25 protein-coding genes and 1 pseudogene are annotated in these 25,084 nt (G+C 68.7%); 10 read left to right on the forward strand and 16 right to left on the reverse strand.

Annotated elements, in window-relative coordinates:
- Positions 1–24: 24 nt before the first annotated feature.
- From ACYVHG_RS03990 to ACYVHG_RS04005, 4 genes are all read right to left on the reverse strand, one after another.
- Positions 25–1,125 (reverse strand): hypothetical protein, encoded by a 1,101-nt coding sequence (locus ACYVHG_RS03990; RefSeq protein ID WP_461166132.1) that lies wholly within the window; start codon positions 1,123–1,125, stop codon positions 25–27.
- 62 nt (positions 1,126–1,187) lie between these two features.
- Complete coding sequence (locus ACYVHG_RS03995) at positions 1,188–2,219, reverse strand: ATP-dependent 6-phosphofructokinase (protein ID WP_461166914.1); 1,032 nt, start codon at positions 2,217–2,219, stop codon at positions 1,188–1,190.
- 57 nt (positions 2,220–2,276) lie between these two features.
- The gene (locus tag ACYVHG_RS04000) at positions 2,277–2,933 is read right to left on the reverse strand and encodes a response regulator (RefSeq protein ID WP_461166133.1); all 657 of its coding nucleotides are present in this window, start codon (positions 2,931–2,933) and stop codon (positions 2,277–2,279) included.
- Positions 2,934–2,951: 18 nt separating this feature from the next.
- Positions 2,952–4,226: a sensor histidine kinase gene (locus ACYVHG_RS04005; protein ID WP_461166134.1), complete on the reverse strand. Its 1,275-nt coding sequence runs from the start codon at positions 4,224–4,226 to the stop codon at positions 2,952–2,954.
- 111 nt (positions 4,227–4,337) lie between these two features.
- Here ACYVHG_RS04005 and ACYVHG_RS04010 point away from each other — a divergent pair, with 111 nt between their 5' ends.
- The 4 genes from ACYVHG_RS04010 (at position 4,338) to ACYVHG_RS04025 (ending at position 7,124) form a co-directional block, all read left to right on the forward strand.
- Positions 4,338–4,811, forward strand: a complete 474-nt coding sequence (locus ACYVHG_RS04010) for a hypothetical protein (RefSeq protein WP_461166135.1) — start codon at positions 4,338–4,340, stop codon at positions 4,809–4,811.
- Positions 4,812–4,917: 106 nt separating this feature from the next.
- Positions 4,918–6,102 (forward strand): alpha/beta-hydrolase family protein, encoded by a 1,185-nt coding sequence (locus tag ACYVHG_RS04015; RefSeq protein ID WP_461166136.1) that lies wholly within the window; start codon positions 4,918–4,920, stop codon positions 6,100–6,102.
- A gap of 34 nt (positions 6,103–6,136) precedes the next feature.
- Positions 6,137–6,616 (forward strand): RrF2 family transcriptional regulator, encoded by a 480-nt coding sequence (locus ACYVHG_RS04020; protein ID WP_461166137.1) that lies wholly within the window; start codon positions 6,137–6,139, stop codon positions 6,614–6,616.
- Positions 6,617–6,677: 61 nt separating this feature from the next.
- Positions 6,678–7,124: a carboxymuconolactone decarboxylase family protein gene (locus tag ACYVHG_RS04025; protein ID WP_461166138.1), complete on the forward strand. Its 447-nt coding sequence runs from the start codon at positions 6,678–6,680 to the stop codon at positions 7,122–7,124.
- 12 nt (positions 7,125–7,136) lie between these two features.
- Here the strand turns inward: ACYVHG_RS04025 and gatA are convergent, their stop codons facing one another.
- Together gatA and gatC are read right to left on the reverse strand one after the other, a co-directional pair.
- Positions 7,137–8,636: an Asp-tRNA(Asn)/Glu-tRNA(Gln) amidotransferase subunit GatA gene (gene gatA / locus ACYVHG_RS04030; RefSeq protein WP_461166139.1), complete on the reverse strand. Its 1,500-nt coding sequence runs from the start codon at positions 8,634–8,636 to the stop codon at positions 7,137–7,139.
- Between the two features lie 2 nt (positions 8,637–8,638).
- The gene (gene gatC, locus ACYVHG_RS04035) at positions 8,639–8,947 is read right to left on the reverse strand and encodes an Asp-tRNA(Asn)/Glu-tRNA(Gln) amidotransferase subunit GatC (protein ID WP_461166140.1); all 309 of its coding nucleotides are present in this window, start codon (positions 8,945–8,947) and stop codon (positions 8,639–8,641) included.
- Between the two features lie 143 nt (positions 8,948–9,090).
- Here gatC and ACYVHG_RS04040 point away from each other — a divergent pair.
- Positions 9,091–9,436, forward strand: a pseudogene (locus ACYVHG_RS04040) (transposase); the annotation flags it as partial.
- Between the two features lie 222 nt (positions 9,437–9,658).
- Here ACYVHG_RS04040 and ACYVHG_RS04045 read toward each other — a convergent pair.
- Positions 9,659–10,408, reverse strand: coding sequence for a hypothetical protein (locus tag ACYVHG_RS04045; RefSeq protein WP_461166141.1), 750 nt, complete (start codon positions 10,406–10,408; stop codon positions 9,659–9,661).
- 78 nt (positions 10,409–10,486) lie between these two features.
- Between ACYVHG_RS04045 and ACYVHG_RS04050 the strand changes: the two genes are divergently transcribed.
- The gene (locus ACYVHG_RS04050) at positions 10,487–10,744 is read left to right on the forward strand and encodes a winged helix-turn-helix transcriptional regulator (protein ID WP_461166142.1); all 258 of its coding nucleotides are present in this window, start codon (positions 10,487–10,489) and stop codon (positions 10,742–10,744) included.
- Here ACYVHG_RS04050 and ACYVHG_RS04055 read toward each other — a convergent pair.
- Together ACYVHG_RS04055 and ACYVHG_RS04060 are read right to left on the reverse strand one after the other, a co-directional pair.
- Positions 10,708–11,262 carry a dihydrofolate reductase family protein gene (locus ACYVHG_RS04055; RefSeq protein WP_461166143.1) on the reverse strand — a complete coding sequence of 185 codons (555 nt, stop codon included), beginning with the start codon at positions 11,260–11,262 and terminating at the stop codon, positions 10,708–10,710. The two genes, ACYVHG_RS04050 and ACYVHG_RS04055, sit on opposite strands and share 37 nt — an antisense overlap.
- A gap of 82 nt (positions 11,263–11,344) precedes the next feature.
- Complete coding sequence (locus ACYVHG_RS04060; protein WP_461166144.1) at positions 11,345–11,953, reverse strand: antibiotic biosynthesis monooxygenase; 609 nt, start codon at positions 11,951–11,953, stop codon at positions 11,345–11,347.
- A 131-nt stretch (positions 11,954–12,084) separates the two neighbouring features.
- Here ACYVHG_RS04060 and ACYVHG_RS04065 point away from each other — a divergent pair, with 131 nt between their 5' ends.
- Positions 12,085–12,738, forward strand: a complete 654-nt coding sequence (locus ACYVHG_RS04065) for an ACT domain-containing protein (RefSeq protein ID WP_461166145.1) — start codon at positions 12,085–12,087, stop codon at positions 12,736–12,738.
- 10 nt (positions 12,739–12,748) lie between these two features.
- Here the strand turns inward: ACYVHG_RS04065 and ligA are convergent, their stop codons facing one another.
- Complete coding sequence (ligA, locus tag ACYVHG_RS04070; RefSeq protein WP_461166146.1) at positions 12,749–14,848, reverse strand: NAD-dependent DNA ligase LigA; 2,100 nt, start codon at positions 14,846–14,848, stop codon at positions 12,749–12,751.
- Between the two features lie 321 nt (positions 14,849–15,169).
- Here ligA and ACYVHG_RS04075 point away from each other — a divergent pair, with 321 nt between their 5' ends.
- Positions 15,170–17,410 carry a hypothetical protein gene (locus ACYVHG_RS04075; protein ID WP_461166147.1) on the forward strand — a complete coding sequence of 747 codons (2,241 nt, stop codon included), beginning with the start codon at positions 15,170–15,172 and terminating at the stop codon, positions 17,408–17,410.
- Between the two features lie 52 nt (positions 17,411–17,462).
- On the forward strand, positions 17,463–17,867 hold the full coding sequence (locus tag ACYVHG_RS04080) for an MmcQ/YjbR family DNA-binding protein (RefSeq protein ID WP_461166148.1): 405 nt from the start codon (positions 17,463–17,465) through the stop codon (positions 17,865–17,867).
- On the opposite strand, the gene ACYVHG_RS04085 is transcribed toward ACYVHG_RS04080, so the two are convergent.
- Genes ACYVHG_RS04085 through ACYVHG_RS04105 form a run of 5 tightly spaced genes read right to left on the reverse strand, consistent with a single transcriptional unit; the run spans position 17,864 to position 22,896 of the window.
- Positions 17,864–18,880, reverse strand: coding sequence for a uroporphyrinogen decarboxylase/cobalamine-independent methonine synthase family protein (locus ACYVHG_RS04085; protein ID WP_461166149.1), 1,017 nt, complete (start codon positions 18,878–18,880; stop codon positions 17,864–17,866). The genes ACYVHG_RS04080 and ACYVHG_RS04085 overlap by 4 nt on opposite strands.
- A complete protein-coding gene (gene mnmA, locus ACYVHG_RS04090) occupies positions 18,877–19,980 on the reverse strand; it encodes a tRNA 2-thiouridine(34) synthase MnmA (protein ID WP_461166150.1) in 1,104 nt (367 codons plus the stop codon). The genes ACYVHG_RS04085 and mnmA overlap by 4 nt, the downstream gene beginning before the upstream one ends.
- On the reverse strand, positions 19,980–21,185 hold the full coding sequence (locus tag ACYVHG_RS04095) for a cysteine desulfurase family protein (protein WP_461166151.1): 1,206 nt from the start codon (positions 21,183–21,185) through the stop codon (positions 19,980–19,982). Before ACYVHG_RS04095 ends, mnmA begins: the two co-directional genes overlap by 1 nt.
- 43 nt (positions 21,186–21,228) lie before the next feature.
- A complete protein-coding gene (locus tag ACYVHG_RS04100) occupies positions 21,229–22,092 on the reverse strand; it encodes a lysophospholipid acyltransferase family protein (RefSeq protein ID WP_461166152.1) in 864 nt (287 codons plus the stop codon).
- Positions 22,093–22,104: 12 nt separating this feature from the next.
- On the reverse strand, positions 22,105–22,896 hold the full coding sequence (locus ACYVHG_RS04105) for a GNAT family N-acetyltransferase (RefSeq protein WP_461166153.1): 792 nt from the start codon (positions 22,894–22,896) through the stop codon (positions 22,105–22,107).
- A gap of 267 nt (positions 22,897–23,163) precedes the next feature.
- Between ACYVHG_RS04105 and ACYVHG_RS04110 the strand changes: the two genes are divergently transcribed.
- On the forward strand, positions 23,164–23,664 hold the full coding sequence (locus tag ACYVHG_RS04110; protein ID WP_461166154.1) for a TspO/MBR family protein: 501 nt from the start codon (positions 23,164–23,166) through the stop codon (positions 23,662–23,664).
- 275 nt (positions 23,665–23,939) lie between these two features.
- On the opposite strand, the gene ACYVHG_RS04115 is transcribed toward ACYVHG_RS04110, so the two are convergent.
- Positions 23,940–25,076: a 2-oxo acid dehydrogenase subunit E2 gene (locus tag ACYVHG_RS04115; protein WP_461166155.1), complete on the reverse strand. Its 1,137-nt coding sequence runs from the start codon at positions 25,074–25,076 to the stop codon at positions 23,940–23,942.
- Positions 25,077–25,084: the final 8 nt, after the last annotated feature.

The raw sequence follows: 25,084 nt of genomic DNA on the forward strand, positions 1-25,084 counted from the left end.
GCCCTCCAGCCTAATCCGTCTCGATCAGCGCAACGAGACGGACACCGAATCGGCGGTCACGGTGACGTTCCCGAAGACGAACACCGAATCCGTGCCGGTGATCGGGCGTCCGTCCCGCGCGGTCGCGGTGAACGCCCACGGCCGGTCGTCCCGGTACAGCAGCTTGCCGTCCCGGACACGACCGTTGAGATCGATCTGGTCGACACCGGGGGCGGTCCAGGTGTAGCTGCCGTTCTCCCCGGAGAAGTCCGCCTGGGGGCAGCGGGAGGGCGCACGATCCCGGGATGCCGCGCAGGCCGCGTACTGCGCGCCGATCTGCTGGCGCGCTTCGGTCTTGGCGCTCTCACTGAGCCCGAAGCCGATGCTGAAGCCACCGACTGCGCCGAACCGGGTCAGCCCCTTGACCGGTGCCTGTCCCGCGAAGCCGGAAGGGGTCCGGGTCTTCTGCGGCGCCAGGTTCTTATCGGCCGAGCCCAGGTCCAGTGCACCCGGGAAGACGTAGACGACACCCGACGCCGGCAACGGCTTACCGAGCACGGTGAGCAGCCTGCGGTCGGACTCGTACGTGGCGCTCGGCTTGAGTTGGACCGCGGCGGTGTCGAGCTTCCAGTCGCCGTCGACCTTGGTCAGGTTCAGTTTCTCGTCGTAGGCGACGTCCCCGATTGTGACGGTCAGGTGCACCGTGCTGGTGGAGTCGCCGGACTCGCTGACGATCTTGAGGTCCTTGATCGGGGCGAGGTCGCGCTGTTTGCGCAGCACCTCGTCGGTGAGGAGGTCGGTACCGGCCGGGGCCTGCCTGCCGAAGCTGAGCGCCTTCTTCGCATCCCCGGCCTGCAGTGCCTCGAAGTACGCCTTCACCGCGCCGCCGGGCGAGCCGCCCGAGCCCCCGCCGAGACTCCTGACCAGGACCACACCCACGATCAGCACGATCACCATGGCCACTGCGGCGGCGCCGATCAGGGCCGGGATCAGCCACCCGGGCCGCGGCTTCCCCGGCGCGCCCGGGACGCCGCCGGGGTGCTGGGGAGCGTCGGAACCGGGCGCGCCGGAGTACGGGGCAGCGGGATGCGGGGCCGGGAACTGCTGCGCGGGGTGCTGCGGGTTCGAGGGAGGGTTCGGGTTCATGCCGATAACCTGCCGCCGGCCGCTTAACGACGGCTAGACGGCGGCCAGTGCCCGGCGTGCGGTCAACCGAAGAAGGCCGCGGCGTCGTCGTAGCGCTCCCGCGGAACGCGTTTGAGCTGTGCGACCGCCTCGGCCAGCGGCACCAGGCCGATTCCGGTGCCGCGCAACGAGACCATCTTCCCCACCTCACCCGCGTGGGCGGCGTCGGCCGCCGCCACTCCGAATCGAGTGGCCAGAACCCGGTCCGACGGGGTCGGGGTACCGCCGCGCTGCACGTGCCCGAGGACCGTGGTGCGGACCTCCTTGTTGATCCGCCGCTCGATCTCCAGACCCAGTTGGTGCCCGACGCCGGTGAACCGCTCGTGGCCGAACTCGTCGGTGCCGCCGAGCCGAAGCTCCATCGACCCCTCCGCTGGTTTCGCCCCCTCCGCGACGACCACGATGAAACTGGAGTGTCCACGCTGGAACCGGCGCTTGATCAGCCGGCACACCTCCTCGACGTCGAACGGCGCCTCCGGAATGAGGATCATGTGCGCCCCCGACGCGGTGCCCGAGTCCAGTGCGATCCACCCGGCGTGCCGCCCCATCACCTCCACGATCATCACCCGCTGATGCGATTCGGCGGTGGAGTGCAGGCGGTCGATCGCATCGGTGGCGATGGTGAGGGCGGTGTCGAAACCGAATGTGACGTCGGTGCAGTCGATGTCGTTATCGATGGTCTTGGGGACACCGACCACCGGCACGCCCTCGTCGGCCAGCCAGGACGCTGCCGTCAACGTGCCCTCGCCGCCGATCGGGATGAGGACGTCGATGCCGTTGTCGTCGAGAGTCCGCTTGATCCGGTCCAGGCCGCTGCGCAGCACGTCGGGGTGGGTACGGGCGGTCCCGAGGACGGTGCCCCCCTTGGTGAGCAGCCGGTCGTTGCGATCATCGTCGGAGAGCTGGATCCGGCGATCCTCGAGCAGGCCGCGCCATCCGTCCTGGAAACCGACCACCGACGATGCGTACCTCGACCCGCTGGTACGGACCACGGCGCGGATGACCGCGTTCAGCCCCGGGCAGTCTCCGCCGCCGGTGAGGACTCCGATTCGCAGGCTCATGCTCCGATCTTGCCGTGTCCGCCGCGAGCTGTCAGGACGACGCGGAGCCGTTCACCCGGGCGTGACCACCCCGGTCTCGTAGGCGTAGACCACCGCCTGCGCGCGATCGCGCAGGTTCAGCTTCTGCAGCACCTTGCTGACGTGCGTCTTCACCGTCTGGTCGGAGACGAACAGAGCGGCGGCGATCTCCGCATTGGACCTTCCGGCGGCGACCGCTTCGAGCACCTCGCGTTCGCGCGGGGTCAAGGTGCTCAGTTCCGGTGGCGCGGGGCGACGGTGCGCCCGCGCGGCGGTGACCTCGGCGATCATCCGCCGAGTGACCGAGGGCGCCAGCAGCGACTGCCCTTCGTGCACCACCCGCACCGCGCGGACCAGTTCCTCCGCCGGCGCGTCCTTGAGCATGAAGCCGGAGGCGCCCACCCGCAGCGCCTCGTAGACGTAGTCGTCGATGTCGAAGGTGGTGAGCATCAGCACCCGCACGCCCGGGTGCCGGCGGGCGATCTCGGCGGTGGCCTCCAGACCGTTCATCTCGGGCATCCGCACGTCCATCAGCACCACATCGGGTTGCAGCCGCGCGATCTCGGCCAGTGCGATCCGGCCGTCCGGGGCGTCGCCCACCACCGAGATGTCCGGTTGCGCTCCGAGCAGCGCGCCGAAACCCTGCCGGACCATGGCCTGATCGTCGGCGATGAAAACGGTGATGGGCACCTTCACAACCCTAATCGGTCAGGCCGCGCCGGCCGGGCGGAGCGGCAGGCTCGCGCGGACCGCGAAGCCGCCACCGGGCGCCGGAGTCGCCGACAACGACCCGCCGACGGTGCGGGCACGCTCGGTCATCCCGGCGATGCCCTGCCCCAGGCCCGGTCCTCCGAGATCGGCGTCGGAGGTCCGCGGACCGTTCTCGATGCTCAGATTCAGGCAGTCCGCGTCTCGGGTGAGGATGACGGTCACCGCGGCACCCTGCGCGTGCCGAGTCGCATTGGCGATCGATTCCTGCACGATCCGGTACGCCACCAACGCGGTGGATTCGGCGACCGCCGCCGGATCGGGCAGCGGCAGGTACTCGATCGGCACGCCGGCCGCGCGGGCACCGTCGATCAGCTCGTCGATCCCGGCCAGGCCCGGTGCCGGCGCGAGCTCGGCGGAGGCGTCGTCGAGCCGCAGCACCCCGAGCAGCGACCGGACCTCGTTGAGGGCCTCGCGGGCGGACACCGCGATCGCATCGAACTCTCCGCGTGCCCGGTCGGACACATCGGGTACCCGGTACTGGGCGGTCTGCGCCTGCACCACCACCAGCGACATCCGGTGGGCCACGATGTCGTGCAGATCGCGGGCGATGCGGGTGCGTTCCTCCAGCACCGCGCGCCGGCTGCGTTCGAGTTCACTGACCTCGGTCTGCTGCTCCAGCCGCGAGCGTGATTGCAGCGCCAGCCGCAGCAGCAGGCACACCGCCAACATGACCGTCAGGCCCACCACCCATCCGCCGCCGGTCCCGGGCTGTGCGTTGATCCAGAACAGCAACGACGAGCCGGCCCACACCGCGACCGCGTCCACCGGTTTGGCCCGCAGATACACCATCACAGTTGCCACCAGCATCGCCAGGATCAGCGAGACCTGCCAGTTCCAGTACCACTGCTGCTTCGGGGTGAACCAGAACAGCATCGGGAAGACCGTCGCGGTGGCGGCGATGATCGCCCACGCGGTCCGCGGATGCGCCCACGCCAGCGCAAGCGGCAGCACCGACAGGCCGCTGATCACCGGCAACAGAACCGGCGGCACGGTGAACTGCTCGTTGAGCGTGGGCCAGGCGATGGACCACATGATGAGGGCGAAGATCAGGAACAGCCAGTTCACCTTGCGGGAGAGGAAGGCGCCCAGCGGGGTGTCGTGCAGGCTGCCGTCGGGCTCAGCGATGTGCAACGCGCTCTGCCGGTCGAGGTAACGGCCCGCGCGTACCGCGGAACGACCGAGACGCGCAATACCGCCATGGGGAACTCTCATGCCCGCAACGCTAGGTGCACGCGGCACTCGCGGTCCTCACCCGAGCGAGTGATATCGGACCACCCGCGCAGCCGATCCGTCCCGGTGCGGGACGTTCCTAGCGTCAGCGGCATGAGACGAACCATCACCGTCGCCGCAGTCCTCGCCGTACCACTGTCCTTCGGTCTGCCGTTGCCTGCCGCAGCCGATCCGTCCAGCATGAGCGGCGCCGCCGAAGACGCCGCGACCGCGGCCGCCGTGCGCGCGATCACCGATCCACGGGTGAGTCCCGCCGAACAGACCGGCTCACTGCCGGCCGGATTCGGGTACCGCGCCGCCGAGTACCGCAGTGCCGCCGGCGCGGGCTACGCGATCGATCCCCGCGGGGAGTGCTCGTCGCTGGTCCCGCTCCCGGCCGACTTCGCAGCGCCGTGCCAGGCGCACGATCTGGGCTACGACCTGCTGCGGTACGCGCACTCGACGGGTCGCCCACTCGGTGGTTGGGCCCGCACCCGGCTCGACGCACGCTCTCCGAGCGGCTTTCGGCGGTGTGCGCGGCACGTCCGGCCGAGCAGCGCCGGCGGTGCACCGAGGTCGCGGGTCTGACGACTCTCGCGGTCCGCGCGAACACCTGGCGTGAGCACGACGGCCCGCCGCGGGACGAGTCCGCCGCACAGTTGGCGCTGAGCTGGTTGACCGGCGGTGGGCGGCTGTGACCCCGCCGCGCCTGCCCGCCGGGACACCCACCGGGTACGCCCTGGGCGTGGCGTGCGCCGCGTTCCCGAATCAGTTGCCACGCACGGTCGGTGTGCAGATCATGGTGTGCCTGCTGCTGGGTGCTCTCGGCGCACTGGCGGGAGCGGCCTGTGCCCGCGGCCGCGGCGGGGGCGGTCTTCGTCCGGCCGCGTACCTGATCGCGGGCGCACTCATGGTGTGGCTGTTGTGGCAGAACCGGCTGCGGACGGCGGCCGGCGTCGATCCCCTGGGGCCGATCGGTTTCGCGGTCCTCACCGTCGTCGTCGCGGCGGCGCCGCTCGTGGTGGCGGCCCTGTGGGCGCGGCGTCGGCGCACCGTGATCGCCGCACTCGGGGTGTGCGTCGCAGCGGGCGTGGCGTGGCCGGCGACCGCGCAGGCCCCGGACCCGGGTTCGCAGGCGCAGCGATTCGCCGGCATCGACTCGGCGACGCCCGGAATCCGGGTCTACGCCGCCTTGTCCGACGGTGACTCCCCCTCCCGGCGCGCGACGGTGGCCGTCGATCGCCTGATCGCGGCCGGTGGCCTGCGCCGGGCGGCCGTAGTGATCGCGGTGCCCACCGGGTCCGGGTGGGTCGACCCGCATTTCGTGCGCGGTGTGGAGCGGACGATGCTCGGTGACAGCGCGATCGTCGCGGTGCAGTACACCGAGATCCCGAGCTGGCGGTCGTACCTGCTGCACCGGGACGCCCCGGCGCGCACCGCCGCCGCAGTAATCGAGGAGTTGCACCGGCGGTCACCGTCGACTCCCGTCCGCCTGTACGGCCAGAGCCTGGGCGCCGTCGGTGTGCTCGCGGCGGGCACCCGGGCGGCCGAGCTCGGCCAGCCGGTGACGGGGACCCTCCAGGTGGGCACCCCGGCCGGGGTGGGACTCGGCGGTCCGGTGCAGCTCAACGCCTCCGATCCGGTGGGCATCTGGTCACCGCGGTTGCTGTACGCACCCGCGGACCGGGCGCCGTCCGGCACGGGCACCGCCACCCCGCGACCGCCGTGGGTCCCGGTGCTCGGATTCGTGCAGGCCACCGTCGACCTGCTCGGGGCGACCGCCCCGCCGCCGGGGTTGGGCCACCGGTACGGCGAACGCCAGGGATCGGACCTGGTCGCGGACCTGATCGAGCCGGTGTACTTGCCGACCTCAGCTTAACCAGATATGTTGTGTCCAGGTTAAGGAGTGGGTCATGCGGATGAACGAGGGTGTCGAGTGGGCGGCGCACGCGTGCGTTCTGCTGCACTGGCTCGACCAGGGCGGGCTCACCCCCGTACCGGCCTCCCGCCTCGCTCAGTCCTACGACCTCCCCGCGGCGTACCTGGGCAAGCAGCTGCAGGCCCTGGCGCGCACCGGGATCACCGAATCCCTCCCCGGCCGCCGGGGCGGGATCCGACTCGCCCGGCCCGCGTCGGAGATCACGCTGATGGACGTGGTGACCGCCATCGAGGGCGGCACGGCGGCGTTCGCCTGCACCGAGATCCGGCAGCGCGGAATGAACGAGGGACGCCCGCGCAGCGAGTTCACCCGGCCGTGCGGCATCGCCCACGCGATGCGCGGCGCCGAACTCGCGTGGCGGCGCGAGTTGGCCTCGACCTCGATCGCCGACCTGGCCGACGCCACGCCGCAGCGGGTCGCCGACGCGGCGCGGCGCCACTTCGGCGCCGCCTGAACGCACCACCCCGATCGCAACCGGACCCCGGAGCCCGAACCTGGATATTTACCATCCACATATGAGAGGAACCGTCATGAGCCGCACCCCCGGTGCCACGTCGTCGCCCGAGACCTACAAGGCACTGATCGCGCTGGACACCCGACTGGCCGCATCGCTCGGCAAGGTCCTGTACGACATCGTCAAGCTGCGCGCATCGCAGATCAACGGCTGCGCGTTCTGCGTCGACATGCACGCCCGCGACCTCGAACGGCTGGGCACGCCGACCCGCACGATCTTCGGTGTCTCGGCGTGGGAGGAGAGCCCGTTCTTCGACCCGGAGCAGCGCGTCGCGCTGGCCTTCGCCGAACGTCTCACCGGCGGCATCGACGCGATCGACGACGCCCTGTGGGACGAGGCCGGCCGACTGCTCGGCGAGGAGCGCCGCACCGACCTACTGGTCGCCGTCGGCACCATCAACACCTGGAACATGCTGGGCATCACCACCCATCTGCACCCGGCCCCGTAGCCGGGCCGGCCGTCAGGCGACGGGACCGCGGACTGCCTCGTAGGCGGCGCCGACCCGGTAGAGCCGGTCGTCCGCCTGCGCCGGCGCCAGGATCTGCAGGCCGACGGGCAGACCGTCGTCGCTGGAGCGTCCCGAGGGCACCGACATCCCGCAGTGACCGGCGAGGTTCGTCGGCAGCGTGAACAGGTCGAACAAGTACATCGCCAGCGGGTCGTCCACCTTCTCCCCCAGCTTGAACGCCGTGGTGGGGGTGGTCGGCGAGACGATCACGTCCACCTGCTGGTAGGCCCGGGCGAAATCCTCTGCCAGCAGCGTGCGGACCTTCTGCGCGCTGCCGTAGTAGGCGTCGTAGTAGCCCGAGCTGAGCGCGTAGGTACCGATCATGATGCGCCGCTTGACCTCCGGGCCGAAGCCGGCCTCACGGGTGAGCGCCATGACCTCCTCCGCGGAGTGGGCGCCGTCATCGCCGGTGCGCAGCCCGTAACGCATCGCATCGAACCGGGCGAGGTTGGACGAGACCTCCGACGGGAGGATCAGGTAGTACGCGGCCAGGGAGTACGCCAGCGTGGGCAGCGAGACCTCGACCGTCTCCGCACCCAGTTCACGCAGCTGCTGCACCGCCGCCTCGAAACTGGCCTGTACACCGGGCTCGGTGCCGTCAGCGCCGAACTCCTTGACCAGCCCCACCTTGACTCCGGTGAGATCACCTGTGGCGCCCGCGCGGGCCGCGGCCACGACGTCCGGGACAGGAGCGTCGAGCGAGGTGGAATCGTGCGGGTCGAATCCGGCGATCACCTCGTGCAACAGCGCCGTGTCCAGGACGGTACGAGCACACGGTCCACCCTGATCCAGTGACGAGGCACAGGCCACCAGCCCGTATCGGCTCACCGCGCCGTAGGTGGGCCGCACACCGACGGTGGCCGTCAGCGACGCGGGCTGGCGGATCGAACCGCCGGTGTCCGTACCGATCGCCAGCGGCGCCTCGTAGGAGGCGAGAGCCGCGGCGCTGCCGCCACCCGAGCCGCCCGGAGTGCGGTCGGCGGCCCACGGATTGCGGGTCACGCCGTACGCCGAGTTCTCGGTCGAGCTGCCCATGGCGAACTCGTCCATGTTGGTCTTGCCCAGAATGGGCAATCCGGCCGCGCGCAGTTTCGCGGTCACGGTCGCGTCGTACGGCGCGGTCCACCCCTCGAGGATCTTCGACCCGCAGGTGGTCGGGGCGTCGGTGGTGGTGAACACGTCCTTGAGCGCGATCGGCACGCCGGCCAGCGCGGACACCGGCTGCTCGCCGCGGGCACGGGCGTCGTCCACGGCGCGAGCCGCGGCGAGAGCCTGCTCCGCGCCGACGTGCAGGAAGGCACCGAGGTCACCGTCGACCTCGGCGATCCGGTCCAGATGCGCCTGGGTGACCTCGACGGAGCTGATCTCGCCCGCGGCGATCCGCGCGGCCAGGTCCGCGGCGGTGGCCCCGGTGATCTCGTTCGATGCGCGTAGTGCGGTGCTGTTGGACATGGTCATTCCTCCCCAAGGATGCGCGGCACGGCGAAGCGGTCGCCCTCGCGCGAGGGGGCGCCCGAGAGCGCCTGCTCCGGGGTGAGGCTTCCGGCGGGGGTGTCCTCGCGGTTGACGTTCACATTGCCCACCGGCAGCGTCAGTGCGCAGACGTCCGCCGTGTCCACTCCGGAACCGACCTCGGTCACCACCTTGACGTGTTCGAGGATCGAATCGAGCTGCGTGGCGAACAGATCGAGCTCTTCTTCGGTCACGGCGAGGCGCGACAGTCGCGCGAGGTGCGCAACCTCGTCCCGGGAGATGGCAGACATGCCGCAATCCTATGCGGCGTGCCGACGGGTGCGCACACGGCGTCACGCGACGATCTGCCTGATGGGTGAGCCTCGGCTCTTCATCAGCGGGGCCGCGTCGGGCATGAAAGTCGCTCTGAACTGGTAAAAAAGCGTTACCACGTCGGTTGACCGCGTTCGTCACCAACAGTCGCGGCAAGATCGAACGTCTCGAGCTGCGGCACCACCGCCGGGCCGGGTGCGAGGACCGCATCCGGGCGCTCAGGGACACCGGCCTGCGGAACCTTCCGCTGCGTCATCGACCAGGACCGGATCTGAGCCGCAATCGCCGAGCTGGCCGCGACCCTGATCTCCTGGACGCAAACGCTGGTGTTGACCAGGCACGACGCCCGCCGATTGGAACCGAAGAAGCTGCGCCACCGACTCTTCTCAATCACCAACAGCCTCGCTCGGAACGCCCGCCGAACTCGGCTACACCTCGCCGCAGAAGCCCTCGAATCCCGCTGGTGATCGCATGGCTGAGCCAGCTGAACCGAACGCGAGCACCGACACGAGCGCACTGACGTTCCTGACCGCACGATCACGAAACACCCCACGGGACAGTGGAACCCGACGCCACCCCAGGCGACACCGGGCCACACCACCACGCCCACGGGCCCAAAAGCAAGCTCGAAAACACCAATCCGAAACCGATCAGGCCAGGGCGATGCCCTCATGAAAGATCGAGGTTAGTCAGAAGCTTCGTACGCCTCTGCGAGCCGCTGCATTCTCCGACCGGCGGTCCGTGATCGACTTCGACTTCCTCTCGTTCAATGGCGAGTTGAAGATGACTGAACTGATAGCTGTTTTGCAGTCCGCAATGTCATCGCGAATCGAACCATGTACGTCCGAGATCGCGGCCACCCGCTCGGCGACGGGCCGATCCGAACCCATCATCTCATTGCACACGATGACTTTATCCATGTCGAGATACAATTGGCTACCAGCACAGCCCGGGTCGCTCGGATCAAGCCAGCTGATCGCGGTCTTACTGTGCTTGCCCCGAATAGAGTCGGTGTCCACATTCTTCATCGCGGTCATCCAATTGTCAGCAGCCGACTTCATCTCGTTCAGGTAGCGCGCGAGACACCGTTCCTGCAAGAAGCCCGGCAACAATCGCAGCCATACAACCGGCGGTCGGCCGGCTACCGCACGACGTGCAGCCCTCAAAGATGGTTCAAGCTGCCGGATCGCCTCTCGCCGCTCAGCCCTTGCGGCCGTGTTCCGAGCAACCGAGTTCAGGAGGACTAAAGCAACCGGGGCGCCAACCATGAAACTCACAAGTGCTGCAGCCAGATTGACACGGGCATCCCCCGCCCGTCCTTCACGCAGAAGGCAATCGACCCAATTAGGGTTCGACCACAGAAGTACCGTCCCGGCGACCCCTGCGACGAAGGACAAGAGCGCCGCCAATCTGACCGGGTTTGACAGCGTTCGAATCATCCCGCGATTATACTGCGGGCGGGAACCTCGCCGTCACCGGTCGTAGGCTCGGCTCCTCTAGCCTCGATCTTTCATGAGATGGCGGTCCGGGAAGTGGCCGGGGTCAGCCAGAAGATGCTGACCCAGACGCTGCGCACCCTCGAACGCGACGGGCTGATCTCCCGGTCGGTCGAGGCCACGGTCCCGGTCACGGTGACCTACGCGATCACTGAGCTGGGAGCGTCCCTGTACGACGTGGTCACGCACGTCAAGCAGTGGGCGGAGTACAACATGCCGGCCGTGCACCGGGCCCGGGCCCACTACGACGCAGCGGAGCGCGTTCCAATCACGCGGTAGCGACCACACAGGAAGGCCCGGTTCCGCGCCCACTCGACCAGTTCGAAGTCGAAGGCGCGCGGGAACAGCGGCCGCCCACTGCCGACGGTGGCCGGGGCGTAGCTGATCAGCATCTCGTCCAGCATGCCCGCCTCGGCGAACTGCGCCGCGAGATCACCCCCGCCCACCACCCAGACCCGCTCGTCCCCCGCCGCGGCCTCCAACTCCGCGCGCAGCGACGCCGGGCCACCCGAGACGACGGTGACCGATTCGTGCACCGGATGTACCTCGCGGTGGGTGAAGACGAACGTCGGGCACGCCTGGTACGGCCATTCGTCACCGGATCCGGCCAGATGATCGACCACCCACTGATAGGTGGTCCGCCCCATGACGATCGCCCCCACCGCGCCCATGAACTCGTCCATGTTCATCGGCCCGTCCTCGTCGATGGGCTGGCTGAGCAGCCAGTCGAGGCTGTCGTTCTGATCGGCGAGGAAACCGTCGAGGGTGCAGGCGGTGTAGTACACGTACTCGGTCATGGGCGCTCCCGGTGGTCGTCGTCGAACCGGAGTCCAGTATCACCGGCACGACGGCTCCGTCGCGGACGTACCGACGGACCGGTCAGCGGCGCAGCCAGGGTTCGAGCCTCGCGGTGACCCACGGCAGCACCAGGAAGACCATGAGCGGCGTGTTGATCAGGGTCGCGATCAGGGTGCGACCGACCAGGCCCCAGTTGTGCGCCGACAAGAACGTCAGGTGCGGCAGCACCAGGAAGTTGATCAGCAGGGACAACGGGAAGAAACCGAGCCAGATCGCCACGGCCTGCTTCCAGCGCGGGGGCACCGCGGCCACCGGGGCGGCGACCGGGCCACCGTCGGCGCCGGCCTGCGGCGCGAACCACCCCTCGATACCCGAGACCCGGCGGGTGGCGGTCTCGACGGCGACGCCGGCTCCCCGTTCCAGCCAGTGCTTGCGCACCCGCGAACGCTGCCACTGCGCGAGCAGCTGATCGGAGGCGAAGCGGTAGATGACGAAGTACTCGTCGGGTTGGTTCACCGAACGAACCCACCCGCCCCCGAGGAACCCCGGATAGGTGCGGGCAAGAGCGATGCCCGCGTCGGTCCAGGCCACGAAGTCGTGCTCGCGACCGGGGGCGATACGTCTGGCGACCGAGGTCAACGCGGCCTTGTGAGCCTGTGACGCCGCCGCCGAATGGGTGTCGGTGGACATACCCATCAGTGTCGGACGCTCCGGCGTACACCACCAACCGGAGCAAGTGTGATCTTGACGACGCGATCGGATCGCTCCGCTACAGCGGGCACGAATCTGCGGCCGCTGAGGGCGGATGCCACAATCGGTGGGTGTCGTACCTCTTGCGCGTTCGTCTCACCGACCGGCCCGGCAGCCTCGGCTCGCTGGCGGTCGCCCTCGGATCGGTGGGCGCCGACATCCTTTCGCTGGACGTCGTGGAGCGCGGTGACGGCTTCGCGGTCGACGACATCGTGGTGGACCTGGGCCCGCAGTCACTCCCGGACACGCTCATCACCGCGGCCGAATCGCTGGACGGGATCACCGTCGACTCGATCCGCCCGTATGCGGACGTCCTGGACACCCATCGTGAGCTGGAGCTGATCGACCACGTCGCGGCGGCCGGTCACGACCAGCTGCAGATGCTGGTCGATCAGGTGCCGCGCGTACTACGGGTGGGCTGGTGCGCGGTACTGGCCAACTCGCCACAGACGCAGTGGCCACTGCACGGCTCCTACGGCCTGCCCGAGACCGCACCGCAGAGCACCGACTTCCTGCCGCTCAGCGGCCCGGTCGCCCTGGACGCGCAGGCACAGTGGGTTCCGCAGGCCTGGCAGCAGCTCGACACCAAGCTGGCCGCGGCCCCGCTGGGCGCCATCGGCAAGGTGGTGCTGGTGGGCCGGCCCGGCGGCCCGGACTTCCGCCCGTCCGAGGTGGCCCGGCTGGGCTACCTCGCCGGGATCGTGGCGACGGTCCTGGTCCGCTAGTCCCGGCGGGCTATTCGGCGTCCGCCCCGGCTCCGAAGGCGGCCGGCCCGTCTGCGAGCAGAACCTTGAAACCGTCCTCGTCGAGGACGGGGACTCCCAACTGCTCGGCCTTGTCGGCCTTGGAACCGGGCGCATCGCCGATCACCACGAAGGCGGTCTTCTTCGACACGCTGCCGGCGGCCTTTCCGCCGCGGACCAGGATGGCCTCCTTCGCCTCGTCCCGGGAGAAGTCCTGGAGCGATCCGGTGACCACGATCGACAGGCCCTCCAGAGTGCGCGGCACGGACTGATCGCGCTCGTCCTCGAGCCGCACCCCGGCCGCACGCCACTTCTCCACTATGTCTCGGTGCCAATCGACGGTGAACCAGTCCGTCACCGCTTCGGCGATGGTGCGGCCGACGCCGTCGACCCCGGCCAGTTCCTCCACCCCGGCGGCGGCGATCGCGTCGAGGCTGCCGAACTCCTGGGCCAGAGCCCGAGCCGCGGACGGGCCGACGTGACGGATGGACAACCCCACCAGCACTCGCCACAGCGGCTTGTTCTTGGCCACATCGAGATTGGCCAGCAGGCGCTGGGCGTTCGCGGAGAGCCCTCCGCCGTCGTTGGTGAACAGGGGGACCTGCGCCAGATCGTCCGGTGTGAGCGAGAAGACGTCACCCTCGTTGTGCAGTACCGGCGAGGCGGTCAGTGCGGCGGCGGCCTCGTAGCCCAGGCCCTCGATGTCGAAGCAGGTGCGGCCGGCCAGGTAGAACAGGCGCTCACGCAGCTGCGCCGGGCAGGTCTCGGTGTTCGGGCAGCGGATATCGGCGTCGCCCTCCTTCGACGGTGCGAGCCCGGCACCGCAGGCGGGGCAGTCCACCGGCATCACGAACGGGCGCTCGGTACCGTCACGGAGATCGACCACGGGGCCGAGCACCTCAGGGATGACGTCACCGGCCTTGCGGATGGTCACGGTGTCACCGATCAGCACTCCCTTGCGCTGCACCTCGGAGGCGTTGTGCAGGGTGGCGAACTCGACGGTGGAACCGGCGACGGTGACCGGCGCCATGTATGCGAACGGGGTGACCCTCCCCGTCCGGCCCACGTTGACCCGGATGTCCAACAGTTCGGTGGTGACCTCCTCCGGCGGGTACTTGTAGGCGATCGCCCAGCGTGGTGCGCGCGAGGTGCTACCCAGGCGGCGTTGTAGCGCGATCTGATCGACCTTGACCACCAGGCCGTCGATCTCGTGGTCGGGGTCGTGCCGGTGCTCGCCCCAATAGAAGACCCGATCAACCACGGCATCGGGGCCGACCGCCTGCGCGGTGTGCTCGGAGACCGGCAGTCCCCACGCCGCGAGCGCCCGGTACGCCTCGTGCAACGACGACGGTGCCCACGCCCCCTCGACCCGGCCCAGTCCGTGGCAGATCATGCCCAGCCTGCGCTGTGAGGTGATCCGCGGGTTCTTCTGACGCAGCGAACCGGCGGCGGAGTTGCGCGGATTCGCGAACGGAGCCTTCCCCTCAGCCACCAGACCGGCGTTGAGCTCCTCGAAGTCGTTGAGCCGGAAGAAGACCTCACCGCGCACTTCGAGCAGATCGGGGATCGGGAACTCGTCCGACGGCGTCAGTCGGTGCGGAACATCCCGCAGAGTGCGTGCATTGAGCGTGACGTCCTCCCCGGTGCGGCCATCACCACGGGTTGCCCCGCGCTCCAGAGAGCCGTTGCGGTACACCAGGTTCAGAGCGACGCCGTCGATCTTGAGTTCAGTGAGCAGGGTGACCTCGGAGCCCACGGAGCCCACGGAGCCCACCTCCTTCTGCACCCGCGCGATCCACTCGCGCAATTCACCCTCGTCGAAGACGTTGTCCAGCGACATCATCCGTTCCAGGTGATCGACCGCGGTGAACTCGGTCGAGAAGCCGCCGCCGACCAGCTTGGTGGGCGAATCCGGTACTGCCAGCTCAGGAAAGGCCTGCTCCATTGCGGCGAGGCGGCCCAGCAGTGCATCGAACTCACCATCGGAGACCACCGGGGAGTCCTGCACGTAGTAGCGGAACTGGTGGCCGCGCACTTCCTCGGCCAACTCCTGCCAGGCGCGACGGTCATCCTCGGTGAGCTCTTTCGGCATGCGACAAGATTATCGGAGCAGACCGACACTTCCGGAGTGCCGTTGCCCGCGCCGCTGGTCCGCCCATCACCGATCACCGGTTCTACGCGATCACATAATTCGATAGATGTCCGTTTCCCTGCGACAACTCCGGTTGTTCACATTCGGAACTGAAACAGGTTCGCACAGTCGCCAGAGGTGTGATCGATATGACAACCAGGCATATCACCCTGTAGAATTACGCCCGCATAACACCGTTCTGCGCTATACATCATCTGCGTATTTTCGGACATCCGAGCGCCGTCCCCACCAAAGGTCGAGCAAACGAGCCCTAGGAGAGTCATGCCCAACGAGCATGCCCACAGACCAGTTCCCAACCGGGCGGCCCGCCGCCACGCAGCCCGGTCCGATCGCCGATGGAGTTCGCGCACCGTCGCGGCCGCCGCCGCGGCCGCGATGATCAGTAGCGCCGGCCTGGGAATCGCCAACGCCGCCGACCCGGCGACGCCCGGCCTTCCCGAACTGCCGACCGATCTCAGCAAGATCGACATCGAGACCGCGAAGAAGCTGCTGGAGAACCCGCTGGTCAAGGAGTACGTGACACTCTGTGGCTCCGGGGCCTTCAGTGGGAGCGGCTCGTCGGCATCGGGTGAGGGCTCCAGCGCGGACTGCACCGGCTCGCAGAAGGCGGGCGGCACCGGCATCGCCGTGGTGATCCCGGAGAACCTGGAGGTCGGTACGGCCGCCGAGAAGACGGTCATCGATCTCGGGCCCGACATCAACCTGCTGGTCACGAAGTTCAAGATGGGCGAGCGCAATCTCATCGAGATCGTCGGCGGCGCCGCGGTCAACCCCAAGAGCGCGACCGCCACCCTGGCGAACCTCGCCGGTTACGGCCGGGTGGACCCGAACAACTTCGACAAGTACAAGACCTACGCCGCCGTCGTGCGGGACGCATCGCTCCCGGTCGAGATGGAGAAGTACTGCACCGGCGTCGGTTCGGTCTCGAGCTGCTGGTTCGGCTCCGTCAAGGAGCGGGACAAGAACCTCCCCACGCGCACCGAGGCGCTCAACGTCGCCCAGTTCCTCACCGGCTACACCTACGACCCCACCAAGCCGGTGGCGCTGCCGGGCAAGGTCGCCCCGAAGGGGTCCGCCGCGATCGACGGTCCGGGCATCGGAATCGCGATGGCCATGACCGGCGGTAATGCGACCGCCACCACCAAGCACAAGTACTCCGTCGCCACCGCGGCGGCCAGCGGCGGCCGTACCTCCACCGCGACCTCCTACCTGGGCATCGCGAACGCGCTCGACGCCGACACCGACAAGATCGAGCTGCTGTGGTTCGGGAAGAAGCTCGACTTCCAGCGCCTGCGTGATTCCGGAGCCCTCAAGTCGGCCGGAGACAAGGCCGCCATGATCGACCAGATCGAGAAGCTCAAGATCCCGGCGCTCAAGGAGGTCAGCTGCTACGGCGTGAGCTCCTCGGCATCGGCCTCGGGCCTCGGCGAGTGCGGCAACTACCTGGGTGTCTTCGACTACTACAAGGATCTGCGCCCGGCCGCCCCCGGCAGTGTGCGCACCACCTCCTGGGGCCTGACCGATCCCTCGTCGCTCGTCTTCGGCAAGAACGCGCTGGCCAAGCAGTTCCTCGGCGCTTCGGAGTCCAAGCCCTTCATGGACGGCCTGCTGGCCACCGTGACCTCGGAGGACAAGCGCCTGAAGTTCGCCAACGACTTCCTGCGGCTGAGCAAGTCGGTCTCCACCGACGCCGAAGGCGCCTCCAGCACCTCGTACGCGTTGACCAGCGATTACGGCCTGCGCGCACCGGTCTCGCTGGACTGGCTGGGCTACCGGGTCGTGTTCTTCTCGGCCGTCGACGTCAACGGCGTGAGCCGCCCGAACTACTTCGCGGTGCCGTTGATCACCAAGATCGAGGGTGTCTCCACCGGTGTTCTGCCGACCGTCAGCCTGATCGAGCTGGACAACCCGTTCGGCTTCGGCACCCTGCCGATCACCCCGCGTGATCCGATCGGTGGACTGACCAGCTGGGCCAAGAGCGTCACCGTCGGCGAGGACCTGAAGTTCATCGGTGAGCAGCTGCCCAAGCTGGCAGCCGGCGCCAAGGAGTCCGCCGCCCCGGCCGCCGAGGCCGCCCCCGAGGTGGCCCCGGTCACCGCGTCGGCTCCCGCAACGACCGAATCCACGGCGTCGTCCAGCCGTCGAGTCGCTCGCTCGCTCGCGGACGAGACCCCGACCACCGACTCGTCGAGCTCCAGCGCCACCGGCTCGCCGTCGACCGGTTCCGGCAACGCCGGCGGTTCGTCGAGCACCTCCGGAGCCGGATCCACGAGCACCGCGACGGACAAGCCGGTGAGCTCCTCGGACAAGCCCTCGACGTCCGCGTCGAGCTCCGGGACCGCGTCCGGTGGTTCGAGCACCGCGTCGTCGACGGCGGGTTCCGGCTCGGGCTCCAGCACCGGTTCCGGCTCGGGCTCCAGCACCGGAACGAGCTCGGCATCGTCCACCTCGGGCGATTCCGGCTCCAGCTCGACCGACTCGACGGACGCGGACGCGGCCTGAACGGCGTCTGATCCACCGATGAGGCATGCCGCCGAGCGATACGCTCGGCGGCATGCCTCATCCCATCATGTTCTCCGAGGACGATCCGGTGTTGGCGCAGGTGCGGCGGATCGCGCTCGCGCTCCCCGAGACCACTGAGAAGACCGCCCACGGGCGCCCCACGTTCCGCTGCGGCAAGATGTTCGCCGTGTACGGCGGCGGCACCCGCCGCACTGCGACCACGCCGCACCGCCGATACGACACCAGCGTGCTGTTCCTCGCGGACCCTGCCGAGCGCCTCGCGCTGGAACAGGACGAGCGCTTCTTCTCCCCCGCCTACCTGGGACCGTCCGGCTGGCTCGGCCTGGACCTGAGCACGGGCACCGTGGACTGGACCGAGGTGACTGAACTGATCGACGCCAGTTTCCGGCAGATCGCGCCGGCCCGGGCGATCGAACGCCTCAACGCCGACGATTAGCGCAGGTCAGGAGCTTCTTCGAGAATGTCCGCCGTGCGCCGGGCCAGTTCCAGGACCGGCCGCACCTGCTCCGCTGCGGCACCGGCCAGACCGCACGTCGGGGTGATCGTCGCCCGGGACAACGCGGTACGCGGCAGGCCGATCTCGTCGTAGAGGCGCAGCGCGGGCCGCAGCACCTGTTCCGCACCGAACCGCCCGGCCGGCGAGTCCGGCGTCGCCGGCACCACGCCCAGCCCCACCGCCTCGACCGATTCGGCGAGGACGCCGAAGCCCTCGTAATCGGCCTCGGTGAGCCGCGTGACGTCGATCAGGGCGCCGGTGAGCGGCACCCGGCGCACCACGTCCCATTCGATCGGTCCGCACAGATGCACCACCACCGGTACCGGCCCGGACGTCACCCGCGCCAGCAGCTCCGCAGCGTCCGGTGCGGGTACCGCGCAGATCGGGTCGAGCCTGGTCAGCGCCGGGACCGTGCCGCGAACCACCGCGGCCATCGACGGCTCGTCGACCTGAACGATCACCTGCGCGCCGGTCCGCCGGCCCAGGTCGGCGACGTGCGCGCGGACACCGTCGGCCAGGGCCTCCGCGATGTCGCGCATCGCACCGCGGTCCCGAGCGGCGCGATGCCCGCTGGACAGCTCCACCGTGGCGGCCAGCGTCAGCGGCCCGGCCACCTGCACCTTGATCGTGCCGCCTCCGCGGCGCCCAGCCAACTCGTAGGCCTCCTCGAAGGCGTCCAGATCGCGCTGCAGGAGGTCGTCGATCCGCCGGGCCACCCGACCGGGCCGGACACCGATCCGGTAGCCGGTACTCGAGACGTCCACCCCGATCCCGGTGAGGATGCCCGCAGACCTGCCGATCATGTCGGCGCCGAGACCCCGTCCGGGTAGCTCCGGCAGGTAGGGAACGGCCAGTTCACCGACGACGACGGCCGCCGCCTCGCGCGGGTCCGTTCCGGGGTGCGAGCCGATACCGGTGGCCGCACCGCGGATCGGCGCCAGGGCATCGGTCATGCGGTGGCGTCCGCGCTCGCCTGCGCGGTGGAACGGATGGTGCCGGAACCGAGGACCAGATCGCCGCGCTGCGGGTCCGGGGCGTAGAGCACCGCGGCCTGGCCGGGGGCGACGCCGCGCAGCGGACTGTGCAGATCGATGATCAGCCGCTCGCCGTCGGCGCGCGCGGTGACCGGGGCCAGACCGCCGTGCGCCCGCACCTGGACCATCGCCTCGACCGGCTCGGCCGGTGCGCTCCCCGACGTCCAGACGGCACCGTCGGCGATGATCCGGCTGACGTCGAGCTGCTCGCCGCTGCCCACCCGGACCTCACCGGATTCGGCGTCGATGGAGGTCACGTAGCGCGGGGCACCGTCACCCGCGGGACCGGGCAGGCCCAGCCCCTTGCGCTGCCCGATGGTGAACTCGTGCACCCCGGCGTGTTCACCGAGACGTTCCCCGGTCGCGGCGTCGACCACCGCGCCGGGGCGCAGGCCGATCCGTGCCCCCAGGAAGGCCTGGGTGTCGCCGGAGGGGATGAAGCAGATGTCGTGACTGTCCGGCTTGTCCGCGACCGCCAGACCACGACGCGCCGCCTCCTCGCGGATCTGCGGCTTCGGGGTGTCCCCCACCGGGAAGATGGCCCGCCCGAGCTGCTCGGCGGTGAGCACCGCGAGCACGTAGGACTGGTCCTTGTCGGCGTCGACGGCGCGCCGCAGCTCACCGTCTTCGAGCCGGGCGTAGTGACCGGTGGCGACCGCATCGAAGCCGAGGGCGTAGGCACGTTCGGCGAGCGCGGAGAACTTGATCTTCTCATTGCAGCGCAGGCACGGATTCGGGGTCTCACCGGCCGCGTAGGCGGCGACGAAGTCGTCGATCACGTCCTCCCGGAAGCGATCGGCGAAGTCCCAGACGTAGAACGGGATGCCGAGCACGTCGGCGGCGCGGCGGGCATCGCCGGCGTCCTCCTTCGAGCAGCAGCCACGCGAACCGGTGCGCAACGTTCCCGGCGCCTCGGACAGCGCCAGATGCACACCGACCACATCGTGCCCGGCCTCCACCGCGCGGGCCGCCGCGACCGCCGAGTCGACACCGCCGCTCATCGCGGCCAGGACCCGCATCAGCGCGCCCCGGTCGAGGCCATCCCCGCGGCGCGGGCGCGCTCGACCACCTGGCCGAGCACTGCGATCACGGAGTCGATATCGGCGTCGACGGTGTCCAGGCCGAAGGAGAAGCGCAGCGAGCCGCGGGCGGCGTCGGGTGCGGCACCCATGGCCTCGAGGACGTGACTGGCCCGCGCCACCCCGGCATTGCAGGCGGAGCCGGTCGCGGCCTCGATGCCCTGCGCGTCGAGCAGCATGAGCAGGGAATCGCCCTCACAACCGGTGAACGAGACGTGCACGATGCCCGGCAGCGCCGGTGCGCCGTGCGCCGCACCACCGTTGACCACGGCACCGTCGAACTCGGTGAGTGCGGCGATGAACCGGTCCCGCAGGGCCGTCCGGCGCGCGGACTCCTCCTCCATCCGGGCGACCGCGGCGGCCAGCCCCGCTGCCATACCCGCGGCGCCGGCGATGTTCGGCGTTCCCGAACGCAGGTCACGCTCGTGCCCGCCGCCGTGGGCCAGCGGTGTGCATGCGACGGAACGCCCGATCAGCAACGCTCCGACGCCCTGTGGACCGCCGAACTTGTGCGCGGCGACCGTCAGCGCGGCGACGCCACTGCCGTCGAAATCGACCGGCAGGTGACCAGCGGCCTGGGTGGCGTCGGAGTGCAGTGGTACCCCGGCGAGCAGGCACTCGTTCGCCAGTTCGGCGATCGGCTGCACCGTGCCCACTTCGTTGTTGGCCCACATCACGCTCACCAGGGCGACGGTGTCTCCCGCATCGGCCAGCGCGGATCGCAGGTCGGCGGGGTCGACGCGGCCGGCGCGGTCCACCGGCAGCAGCACCACCCGGGCACCCTCGTGCTCACCGAGCCACTGCGCGGCGTCGAGCACCGCATGGTGTTCGATCGCGGAGACGATCACGGTGGTCGCCTCGGGATCGGCCGCACGGCGGGCCCAGAAGATGCCCTTGATCGCGAGGTTCACCGACTCGGTGCCGCCGCTGGTGAGGACCACCTCGGACGGCCGCGCCCCCAGGCTGCGGGCGATCGATTCCCGCGACTCCTCCAGCATGCGCCGGGCACGCCGGCCCGATCCGTGCAGCGACGAGGCATTGCCGGGCCGGGCCGAGGCCTGGGCCATCGCGGCCAGCGCCTCGGGCACCATCGGGGTGTCCGCTGCGTGGTCGAGGTAGACGGGGTTCTCGCGGTCGGGTGTCATCGCGTCCCGAGTTTACGCCGCAGCCGTGCTGCCGACGATTTCGTCAGGCCGCGAGCGACACGGGCAGCGATGGCTGCGCGAGTGCAGCGTCGGCGAAGACCGCCGCCTCCGCCCGGGCGGCCAGCGCCCGGCGGCCTGCGCGCGCGCACTGACCTGCGGAGATCACCTCGGTGGCGTGCACGCGGACCGCGACCCCACGGGCACCGATCACCCTCGAGAGGGTGTCCAGCTCGGTATCGGGACCGACGTAGGCGGCGACTGCGCTCTGCCGGGCACCGCGGACCGGACGCGGAAGCCGCATCGAATACCGCAGCGACACCGGAACCACGTCGACGCGGGCGTCGATCGCGGCTTGGAAGAAGGCGGGCCGGAAACCGCCGCGGTGGAAGCCGCAGTACGTGGTGCCCTCCGGGAACAGCGCCACGGTGCTGCCGGCCCGCAACAGTCCGGCCACGTGGCCGACGGTGCCGGGCAGATCGTGCAGGCGCTCGCGGCGCAGCGGGATGGCACCGAAGGCGCGCATCACCATCGCCACCGGGCGGACGTCGAAGATATCGGCCTTGGCCACGAAGGCCGCGGGCGCGATGGACGCGATCGCGACGATGTCCAGCAGTGACTGATGGTTGGCGACCACCAGTGACCGCAGCGGAACGTTGCCGACCGGCTCGACCCGCATGCCGAGCGAGAACAGCATGGCGCGGGCCCCGGCGCGGATCACCACGCGCCGCGGGCGGCCACCGAAGGGATAGGCGAGGGTGAGCAGGATCAGTCCGGTGAGCAGCACGACGGTCAGTGCGGCCCAGCGGAGCACGCGCAACCACGGCGCGGCCAGCAAGGGCTCGTCGGCCGAGCAACCGCCGTCGCAGGGCGACTGCTGCTGCCAGCCGTGCCGGGGCAGGGTCCCCACCGGAATCATCGGTTACCGGCCTCCCGCGGCCTGCTGCAGGCGTTCGAGGTAGCGCACGTTGAAGGTGGTGCGGTCGATGATCATCGGAAAGTCGGCGACGTCGAAGTCCGGATCGAAGCTCGGTGCGCCGAGCACCTTCGAGTTGATCCGCAGGTAGCCGGTGATCAACGGGGGGAAGGTCCGGCGCGAGGCCGGCTCGGCGGTGATCTCGGGAACCGGGTTGCGGGGCGAGACCACCCAGTCGGCGCGGTGCTTGGCGTCGACCAGCTCGCGGACCGCGCGCACCGTGGCACCTCGCTGGTGTCCCTCGTACTGCATCGGGACGCTGACGGCGCCGACGGCGTAGCGGATGTCGCGCAGATCGCTGTAGGCCAGCAGACCCGCCCACATCAGGCAGAGCACTCCGCCGGTGCGGTGATCGGCCCGCACGCAGGCCCGGCCCATCTCCATCATCTCCGGTCGCAGCGGGTCCAGGGCGTCGAGTTCGAACTCGGTGGCCAGGTACAGCCCGCCCGCCGCGATCGCTCCCGGCGGCGGGAGGATCCGGTAGCAGCCGACGATCGTCTCGGTGGGGACGTGCCGGATCACCAGGTGATCGCAGAACTCGTCGAACCGGTCCACGTCCCGGCCGTCGGTGACGTTCGCCATCGATGCCTCGAAACCCGGTTCGGAGCCGAAGACCTCGTAGCGAAGGCGGGTGACGGTGTCGACGTCCTCGGGCCGGGTGGTGAGCACGACCTGGTACTCAGCACCGTCGATCAGCGTCTGTGCGGCCGGCCGACGGCCCGTGACCAGTGTTGCCATGGCCTCACAGTGAGCCGGTCAGGCGACCTGCCGGTGAACCCGTACCGAGCGGGTCGGTGAATCCTCCGCGAACGAGGGTGAATAGCGGACGACGTACCGGTGTCACAGCCGCGGTGTCCATAGCTCGGGCTGCGCCGAGCGCGCCGGATGCGCTGCGTGGAAGTCTCGCCGGGCGCCCCAAGCTCCGGCCGCCCCTCGCCCGGGCAACCCACGATCAGGCGGTACAGCAACCACTAGAATTCAGGAACCCTAGTTGAGGAGTACACCGTGAGAGCAAATGGGCAGCGGTCACCAGTTCGAAGCAGCAAGCAGATAGTCACCCTACTCGTCTCACTGGCGACTGTTGCAATAGTTGCCATTATCGGAGGAAGCTCGTCCGCTAACGCAGCTTCGGAATACGCTCTACTAGATCAGCCAGATTGGGCTCCGCCGAGTTGGATCTTCGGGCCGATGTGGGCAGCCCTCTACACAATGATGGCCGTGTCTGCATGGCTAGTATGGCAGACCAAGCGGGGGGGCCGAGTTCTAGCGATTGCCATATACGGGCTTCAACTCGTGGTCAATTGCATCTGGTCACCACTGTTCTTCGGGGCTCAATTGCGCGGTTGGGCACTCGCGGACATCGTCCTCCTCGATGTCCTCGTCGCAACCACGATAATTCTCTTCGTCCGCGTACATCGCGCCGCAGCGATGATTATGATTCCGTACCTGGCCTGGATTTTATTCGCAACCGCTTTAAACTACACGGTCTGGTCAATGAACAGCTGAGGCGCTCACCCCATGAAACACGTAGGGAACACATCCAACCGAACCTGGTTACCAGCTTCTATTTCTAAAGCACGACACACTGACAATTCGCGTGACGGCGAGCTGCCGCCAGGAGTTCTTCCTGACGGCAGCCCGTCTTCCTTTGGATGCTCGAACTCACCCAAACGGCCCTCGGGAACACCCAATACAGAACCGCCCCTACTCGCGCGCTTTTGACGAGCGAACAAAGAATTTAGATGGCCTCCCGAAGAGATCTCCAGCGAAGACTGGATCACTCAGGGCGCACCCTCGAAAACATCAGAAACCTCACACCCGCGCTCCAGGATCGTTTTCACCGAAGTTAGATATCTGGCCGCGTCAGCTCCGTCGACTACGCGGTGATCATATGTGATCGACAGGTAGGCCATCGAGCGCACATCGATGCGAATATTCCCTTCGGAGTCTCGATTCGGTACCAGCCTTTCCACGATCGTTCCAACCCCCAGAATCGCGGACTGAGGCTGGTTGAGGATGGGAGTGTCGAAGAGTGCACCCCGGCTTCCGGTGTTAGTGATGGTAAATGTTCCCCCAGACAACTGGTCTGCGCTAACGGTACCCCCACGAACCGCGTCAGCGATTTCCGCGATCGCTTGAGCAATTTTCGGGATGCTCATCGCCTGCGCATCCTTGATGACCGGAACCATCAGCCCCTTTGGACTGTCCACGGCCATACCGAGATTGACCGATTCGTGATATGTGATCTCGGTGCACTCGGCATCGACGGAGGAGTTGATGATCGGGTGCTCGGCTGCGGAAGCTACAGCCGCGACAGCAATGAATGGGAGAAAAGACAGCTTCGTCTGGTACTCGTCGACGAACCTCTGCTTAACTTTCGACCTGAGCCGCGCGATCTCGGTCATGTCCACCTCGATGACCGTAGTGAGCTGCGCGGAGGACTGCAGCGACTGCATCATCCTGGTTGCGATGGTGCGCCGAATCCGGGATAGCTTCTCCACACGATCATGCGTAGCTCCGGAATCGGCTATACTAGATTCTTCAGCAGCGGGATCCGCTCTGGCGATATCCGCGTTAGCTTCGGTGGGCGGTGATGCAGTTTCAGAGCCAGTCGAGGCGCTATCCGGCGAAGCCTTAGCAGCAGAAGCCACAGCCGGGTCGCCTTCGTCGATTAGTGCAACGGGTGCCCCGACCTCGACCAGAGTGTCCTCGGCTACCAGGAGTGAGAGCACCACGCCGGCAACCGGCGAAGGCACCTCGGTATCAACCTTGTCGGTGGCTGCTTCGAAGAGAGGCTCCTCACGCTCAACCCGATCACCCGGCGACTTCAGCCACCTGGTAAGGGTGGCTTCGGTCACGCTTTCGCCGAGTGCCGGAAGCTGCACTTCAGTCGCGGAATTCGATTCTTCCGTCGTCATCACGGTTC

The organism is Tsukamurella serpentis (assembly GCF_054780975.1).